This is a genomic window from Kribbella albertanoniae (genome assembly GCF_004348455.1).
Classification (GTDB): Bacteria; Actinomycetota; Actinomycetes; order Propionibacteriales; family Kribbellaceae; genus Kribbella; species Kribbella albertanoniae.
Map to the genome: position 1 here is coordinate 25,450 of NZ_SMKA01000075.1, position 6,112 is coordinate 31,561.

Genomic DNA, 6,112 nt, shown 5'->3' on the forward strand with positions numbered 1-6,112 from the left:
AGGGGTCTAGTCATGACAAGCACCACCCTGACCTCGCCGGTCGCGATCAGCGCCGCCAACCGCGAGGCACGCCGTACCCGGTTCCTGCACTGGGTTGCGGTGCACTCGCTGGCCATCGCGGCCGCGCTGTTCTTCGTGCTCCCGTTCGTGTTCGTCGCGCTGACCGCGCTGATGAGCGACCAGCAGGCCCTCACCCGGGACCTGTGGCCGGACAGCTGGCACTGGGAGAACCTGAAGACGGTCTGGAACACCCCGGGCTTCCTGACCTGGTGGAAGAACACCTTGCTGTACGCCGTTCTCGGTACGACGCTCACCCTGGTCTCGAGTATCCCGGTCGCCTACGCGCTGGCCCGCTTCAAGTTCCGCGGCCGCAACTTCGCCCTGATGCTCGTGATCGCCACGATGATGCTCCCGCCGCAGGTCGTGATCGTGCCGATGTACCTGTTCTGGGCCAAGGAACTGCACCTGTCCGGGACGCTGTGGCCGCTGATCATCCCGATGGCCTTCACCGACGCGTTCTCGATCTTCCTGCTCCGCCAGTTCCTGCTGACGATCCCGAAGGACTACGTCGACGCCGCCAAGGTGGACGGCTGCGGCGAGTTCAAGGCGCTGATCCGGATCGTCCTGCCGATGGCCCGGCCGGCCATCGCCGCAGTCGCGCTGTTCCAGTTCTTCTACTGCTGGAACGACTACTTCGGCCCACAGATCTACGCCAGTGAGAACCCGGCCGCCTGGACGCTGAGCTACGGCCTGGAGTCCTTCAAGGGCGCCCACCACACCAACTGGAACCTCACCATGGCCGCCACTCTCCTCGTGATGGCCCCGGTGATCATCTTGTTCTTCTTCGCGCAGAAAGCCTTCATCGAAGGCGTCACACTCACAGGGGTCAAAGGTTGAAACTCACAGTCGTAGGCGGCGGATCCACCTACACTCCCGAACTCGTCGACGGTTTCGCCCGGCTGCGTGACACGCTGCCGGTGACCGAGCTGGTCCTGGTCGACCCGGCCAAGGACCGCCTGGAACTGGTCGGCGGGCTGGCCGAGCGCATCTTCGCGAAACAAGGTCACCCCGGTCGCGTCGTCACCACCACCGACATCGACGCCGGGATCGACGGTGCGGACGCCGTACTGCTGCAGCTGCGCGTCGGCGGGCAGGCGGCTCGTCAGGAGGACGAGACCTGGCCGCTGGAATGCGGTTGTGTCGGTCAGGAGACGACCGGCGCCGGCGGGCTCGCCAAGGCGCTGCGGACGGTGCCGGTGGTGCTGGACATCGCCGAGCGAGTACGCCGTACCAACCCGAACGCGTGGATCATCGACTTCACCAACCCGGTCGGTATCGTGACCCGGGCGCTGCTGTCGCACGGCCACAAGGCGGTCGGGCTGTGCAACGTGGCGATCGGGTTCCAGCGCCGCTTCGCCAAGCTGCTGGGAGTCACACCGGGCGAGGTGCAGCTGGACCACGTCGGGCTGAACCACCTCACCTGGGAGCGGGCAGTCCGCGTCAACGGCGAGAACATGCTGCCGAAGCTGCTCGAGGGCCACGTGGCTGAGCTGGCCGCGGACCTGAAGCTTCCGCCGGAACTCCTGCTGCAGCTGGGTGTCGTACCGTCGTACTACCTGCGCTACTTCTACCAGCACGACGAGGTGGTGCAGGAGCTCCTGACCAAGCCGTCGCGCGCTGCGGAGGTGGCCGCGTTGGAAACCCAACTGCTGGAGATGTACGCCGACCCCCAGCTCGACGAGAAGCCCGCACTGCTCGAGCAGCGCGGCGGCGCGTACTACTCCGAGGCCGCTGTCGACCTGGCGTCGTCACTGCTCAACGACACCGGTGACATCCAGGTGGTGAACACGCTGAACGACGGCACGTTCCCGTTCCTCGCGGACGACGCAGTGATCGAGGTACCGGCCACCGTCGGTGCCGACGGCACCATGCCGGTCGCACTGGCCCCACTCGAGCCCCTGTACGCCGGTCTGGTGGCGAACGTGACGGCGTACGAGGACCTGGCCCTGCAGGCGGCAATCAAGGGCGGCCGCGAGCGGGTCTTCGAAGCGCTGCTGGCGCACCCGCTGGTCGGGCAGATCTCGTTGGCGGACCAACTGACGGACAAGCTGCTCGCTCACAACAAGCAGCATCTGCCGTGGGCCCGATGAGCGCCGCATTGGTGCCGGGCGGCGTTCTGGCCTTCGACGCCGGCAACAGCAAGACCGACGTCGCTCTGGTGTCGGCAGACGGCCGCGTGCTCGGGACAGCACGCGGCGGCGGTTTCGAGCCGCACGTCATCGGCGCCGACGCAGCCGTGGCCGGTCTGGAGCCGCTGGTGCGGGCTGCAGCCGCCGCAGCCGGTCTGCGCTTCGGAGACCGCCCACTGGTGCAGCAGATCTCCGCCTGTCTGGCCAACGCCGACCTCCCGATCGAGGAGGAGCGGCTGAGCGCAGCGTTCGAGAGCTTCGGCTGGGCCGAGTCGGTCTACGTCACCAACGACACCTTCGCTCTACTGCGCTCCGGTGTGGACGAGCCCCGGGGCGTAGCGGTCGTCTGCGGGGCCGGCATCAACTGCGCCGGCCTCCTGCCAGACGGCCGTACTGCGCGCTTCCCTGCGGTCGGAAGAATCTCCGGCGACTGGGGAGGCGGCGCACAACTGGCCGAAGAAGCCTTCGCCGCCGCCGCCCGCTCCGACGACGGCCGTGGCCCCTTCTCGGCGCTGGAGACAGCCCTCCCGGCGCACTACGGCGTCAAGTCCGTCCCCGCGCTCATCGAGGCACTCCATCTCGGCGACATCCCCTACAACCGCCGCCTCGAAGCAGGGCCCATCCTCTTCCAGGCAGCGGCGGCCGGTGACGCCGTGGCCCGCGAGGTCGTCCAGCACCAGGCCGAAGAGATCGTCACCATGGCCGTCGTCGCCATGCGGCGGCTCGACATCCTGGACGAGCCCACGGACGTCATCCTGGGCGGCGGTGTCCTGACGGCAGGCCACCCCCTGCTGATGGAGACCGTGATCCGGCTACTCAACGCCGCCGCGCCCAAGGCGGTAGCCCGAGTCATCGACGTACCGCCAGTGGTTGGTGCGGCTCTGCTGGGCCTCGACCACACCAATGCGCCCGCAGACGCTCACCTGACACTCAGATCCGCCTACGCGACCTCCCCTGCCGCGTAGGCGCCGTACCGAAGAACGGGTAGTGGTGCGGATTCGCGCCGCTTCCCGGCCTGGCTCAGGCGGGCGGCGGGCGCCGGGATCCGACTACTACCCGTTCTTAGGTACGCAGGTCATGCGCCCAAGGGTCGGTGCGCCCTCGGCAGCGCGCCAGCTTGCTTGAAATCCCCCTCCACTCCTGGTTGAACTGCGTTTGGGCAAGGGTGTAATCATGATTACATGAGTACAAAGACTGATACCGAACGGGTCCGCGGCTGGGTCACCGGCCGCCTGCCCGGCGAGTGGTTCGAGGGCGAGCCGGAGCTGACCATCGACCGGGACGAGATCCTGATCGTCGGCACGCTGAAGGCTCCTGAGCAGGGCGGCGACGTGAGCGCCGCCGAACGGTCCGCCGCCGAAGAGGGCCGGATCAAGCAGTTCCGCGAGGACACCCGGGAGCGCCGGATCGAGATCGCGCGCGAGCTCGAGCACGCCACCCGGCGCAAGGTCGCCTGGGGTGTCGACTGCGGTGCGACCCGCAAGGTCTTCACCTCGCTGTCCGCGCCGGTGATGACCCGGCTGCGGCAGCCCGAGCGTCAGGTGCTCGACACGCTCGTTGAAGCCGGGGTGGCTCGCTCGCGCAGCGACGCGCTGGGCTGGTGCGTGAAACTGGTGTCGCAGCATGCCGACACGTGGCTCGGCGACCTCCGCGAGGCCCTCACCAAGGTCGAGGACGTGCGCAGCGCCGGTCCGGACAAGGACGCTGAAGCGAAGAAGTAGGCGTGGCAATGGGCGGCAGCCTCGATGAAGCTGCCGCCCGCCCTACAAGGTCACCTACTGCCAGTTGCCGCTCTGCGGCGGTGTTCCGTTGGAGTAGCCACCGTTCTGAGGCGCACCGTGAGTGGCCGGGTACTGCGGATCGGCCGGCGGCGCCTGGTACTGCTGGGCGTTCATCCCGTTGTCCGACGGCATCGGCTTCTGGATGTTGTCGCGGGAGAACATGTTGGTCAACGCCCGGGCGGCCATCTCCCGGCCACCGAGACCGAACGCCAGGCCGAGTGCGAGGGACGCACCGGCGAGCACGATCAGCAGCGTGTTGCCGGTCAGCTGGACCGCGATCCCCAACTGCGTGAGCGCGGCGAAGGCGGCGTACACGAGGATCGCGTACCTGCCGACCTTGGCCAGGGTTTCGTTGCCGGTCGCGCCACGGATGATCGCGGCCAGGAAGTTCGCGAACAGCGCGGCCAGGCACAGGATCACGATCGCGGCGAAGATCCGCGGAATGTAGCCGAGCATCGTGCTCATGAACGCCGAGATCTCCGGCACGCCGAGCGCGGACGCGAACATCGTGAAGCTGATCAGGAACACGAACCAGAACACGACCTTGCCCAGCACCGCCGAAGCGGTCAGCCCCGTGCCGGACCGCTGCAGCACACCGGAGACACCGGCCCGCTCCATCCATTGGTCGAACCCGACCTTGCCGAGCAGCTTCCCGACCAGTTTGCCGAGCACTTTGGCGACGAAGTACCCGATCACCAGGATGACCAAGCCGCCGAGCAGGTTCGGAATGAACCCGAGCAGCTTGCTGAACGCGTCCTCGAACGGCCCAGTGAAGTCAATCGCTAACGGACTCATGGGATTACCCTTCCGATGTGCGGAGGTTTCTACTATCACCCGTTCCCCTGGTTGCCTAGGGCAAACGGTGATCACATCCGTGTAATCGTTGGATCACAACGAAAAGGTCTCTGCATAAACTGGGCGGCATGACCGCCGATCTGATCATCCGCCGCGCCACCTCCGCCGACGTCCCCGCCATCGTCACCATGCTCGCCGACGACCAGCTAGGCACCAGCCGCGAGTCCCTCGACGACCCGACGCCATACCTGAAGGCCTTCGCCGACATCGACGCCGACCCGAACCAGCTCCTGGTAGTTGCCGAACGCAACAACGAGACCGTCGGCACCCTGCAGCTCACCATCATCCCCGGCCTGTCCCGCCGAGGCTCCTGCCGAGGCCTCATCGAAGCCGTCCGCGTCGCCGCCCCCGCCCGCGGCACCGGCCTCGGTACGACGCTCATCCACTGGGCCATCGAAGAATCCCGCAACCGAGGCGCCACCCTGGTCCAGCTGACGTCGGACAAATCCCGAACCGAAGCCCACCGCTTCTACACGAACCTAGGCTTCGAACAATCCCACGAAGGCTTCAAACTAAAACTCAACTGACGCGTTTGGCCGAGGCTGTGAACGTGTTGCAGGAAGCGGGGTTGCCGGACTTGAACGCGGGTCCTTCCCAGAACCACTGGCTCGCGCGGGAACCATGGTCGCGGACCTTCTTCGGGTCGTACTCGTCACCGCTGTGCTTGGTCTGGAACTCCCAGAGCCTCAGCCGGTTACCGGTGATGCCGAAGGTCGCCTTGTTCGCGCCGAGGAAGGCGGCGCCGAAGCAGCTGGCCTGGAGCTCGGTCCGGCGGCTCCACTCGAGCTTCTTGCCGGGGTTCTTCTCCCAGCCCTCCTCGGACCAGGCTGCGGTGAGCATCTCGGTCAGCTCCTGGATGTGGTGGCCGTACTCGTGCGCCATCGTGCTCATCATCCACATCCGGGCGTCGAGCGGCCGCTCCTTGTAGCGGTCGAGATCGTCCTGCCAGTCGATGGCGATCGTCTCGTCCGCAGGGCAGTAGTACGTCGTGCCGATGTCGCCGGTGCAGGACGACGCCGGCGCCTTCTTGGTCGCCAGCACGACCTTGGGCGAGCGGAACTCGTACTTCGCCTTCTTCACCAGCGGCGCCCACGCCTTGTCGAGGCACGGCAGCATCGCCTGGTAGTACTCAAGAATCGCCGACTGCGTGGTCGGCTTGATCGACGGTTCCTTGCAGCCGGCCGCAGCCAGCTTGCCGGCCGTGTAGATCTCGTTCTTCTGGAGGCGGACCAGGTTCGGGACCGGCTTCTCGGTGACCGTGACGGTCGGGTCCGGCAGGGTGGGGAC

7 protein-coding genes are annotated in these 6,112 nt (G+C 66.9%); 5 read left to right on the forward strand and 2 right to left on the reverse strand.

What is annotated here, in order from left to right:
• Positions 1-12: 12 nt before the first annotated feature.
• From E1261_RS18260 to E1261_RS18275, 4 genes are all read left to right on the forward strand, one after another.
• Positions 13-897, forward strand: a complete 885-nt coding sequence (locus tag E1261_RS18260) for a carbohydrate ABC transporter permease (RefSeq protein WP_132408081.1) — start codon at positions 13-15, stop codon at positions 895-897.
• Positions 894-2,150: a 6-phospho-beta-glucosidase gene (locus tag E1261_RS18265; protein WP_132408082.1), complete on the forward strand. Its 1,257-nt coding sequence runs from the start codon at positions 894-896 to the stop codon at positions 2,148-2,150. Before E1261_RS18260 ends, E1261_RS18265 begins: the two co-directional genes overlap by 4 nt.
• Positions 2,147-3,154 (forward strand): N-acetylglucosamine kinase, encoded by a 1,008-nt coding sequence (locus E1261_RS18270; protein ID WP_132408083.1) that lies wholly within the window; start codon positions 2,147-2,149, stop codon positions 3,152-3,154. Before E1261_RS18265 ends, E1261_RS18270 begins: the two co-directional genes overlap by 4 nt.
• 216 nt (positions 3,155-3,370) lie before the next feature.
• The gene (locus E1261_RS18275) at positions 3,371-3,910 is read left to right on the forward strand and encodes a hypothetical protein (protein WP_132408084.1); all 540 of its coding nucleotides are present in this window, start codon (positions 3,371-3,373) and stop codon (positions 3,908-3,910) included.
• Positions 3,911-3,964: 54 nt separating this feature from the next.
• Here the strand turns inward: E1261_RS18275 and E1261_RS18280 are convergent, their stop codons facing one another.
• Positions 3,965-4,765 (reverse strand): mechanosensitive ion channel family protein, encoded by an 801-nt coding sequence (locus E1261_RS18280; RefSeq protein ID WP_132408085.1) that lies wholly within the window; start codon positions 4,763-4,765, stop codon positions 3,965-3,967.
• Between the two features lie 128 nt (positions 4,766-4,893).
• Between E1261_RS18280 and E1261_RS18285 the strand changes: the two genes are divergently transcribed.
• Positions 4,894-5,352, forward strand: a complete 459-nt coding sequence (locus E1261_RS18285) for a GNAT family N-acetyltransferase (protein ID WP_132408086.1) — start codon at positions 4,894-4,896, stop codon at positions 5,350-5,352.
• On the opposite strand, the gene E1261_RS18290 is transcribed toward E1261_RS18285, so the two are convergent.
• Positions 5,345-6,112 (reverse strand): neutral zinc metallopeptidase (locus tag E1261_RS18290; RefSeq protein WP_202874806.1); only part of this gene is annotated, 768 nt, incomplete at its 5' end. The genes E1261_RS18285 and E1261_RS18290 overlap by 8 nt on opposite strands.

What these genes read in the sequence shown, in the direction of transcription:
- E1261_RS18280 (WP_132408085.1), bottom strand. Translation starts at nt 4,765, where the DNA reads ATGAGTCCGTTAGCGATTGACTTCACTGGGCCGTTCGAGGACGCGTTC.
- E1261_RS18285 (WP_132408086.1), top strand. Translation starts at nt 4,894, where the DNA reads ATGACCGCCGATCTGATCATCCGCCGCGCCACCTCCGCCGACGTCCCC.
- E1261_RS18270 (WP_132408083.1), top strand. Translation starts at nt 2,147, where the DNA reads ATGAGCGCCGCATTGGTGCCGGGCGGCGTTCTGGCCTTCGACGCCGGC.
- E1261_RS18260 (WP_132408081.1), top strand. Translation starts at nt 13, where the DNA reads ATGACAAGCACCACCCTGACCTCGCCGGTCGCGATCAGCGCCGCCAAC.
- E1261_RS18275 (WP_132408084.1), top strand. Translation starts at nt 3,371, where the DNA reads ATGAGTACAAAGACTGATACCGAACGGGTCCGCGGCTGGGTCACCGGC.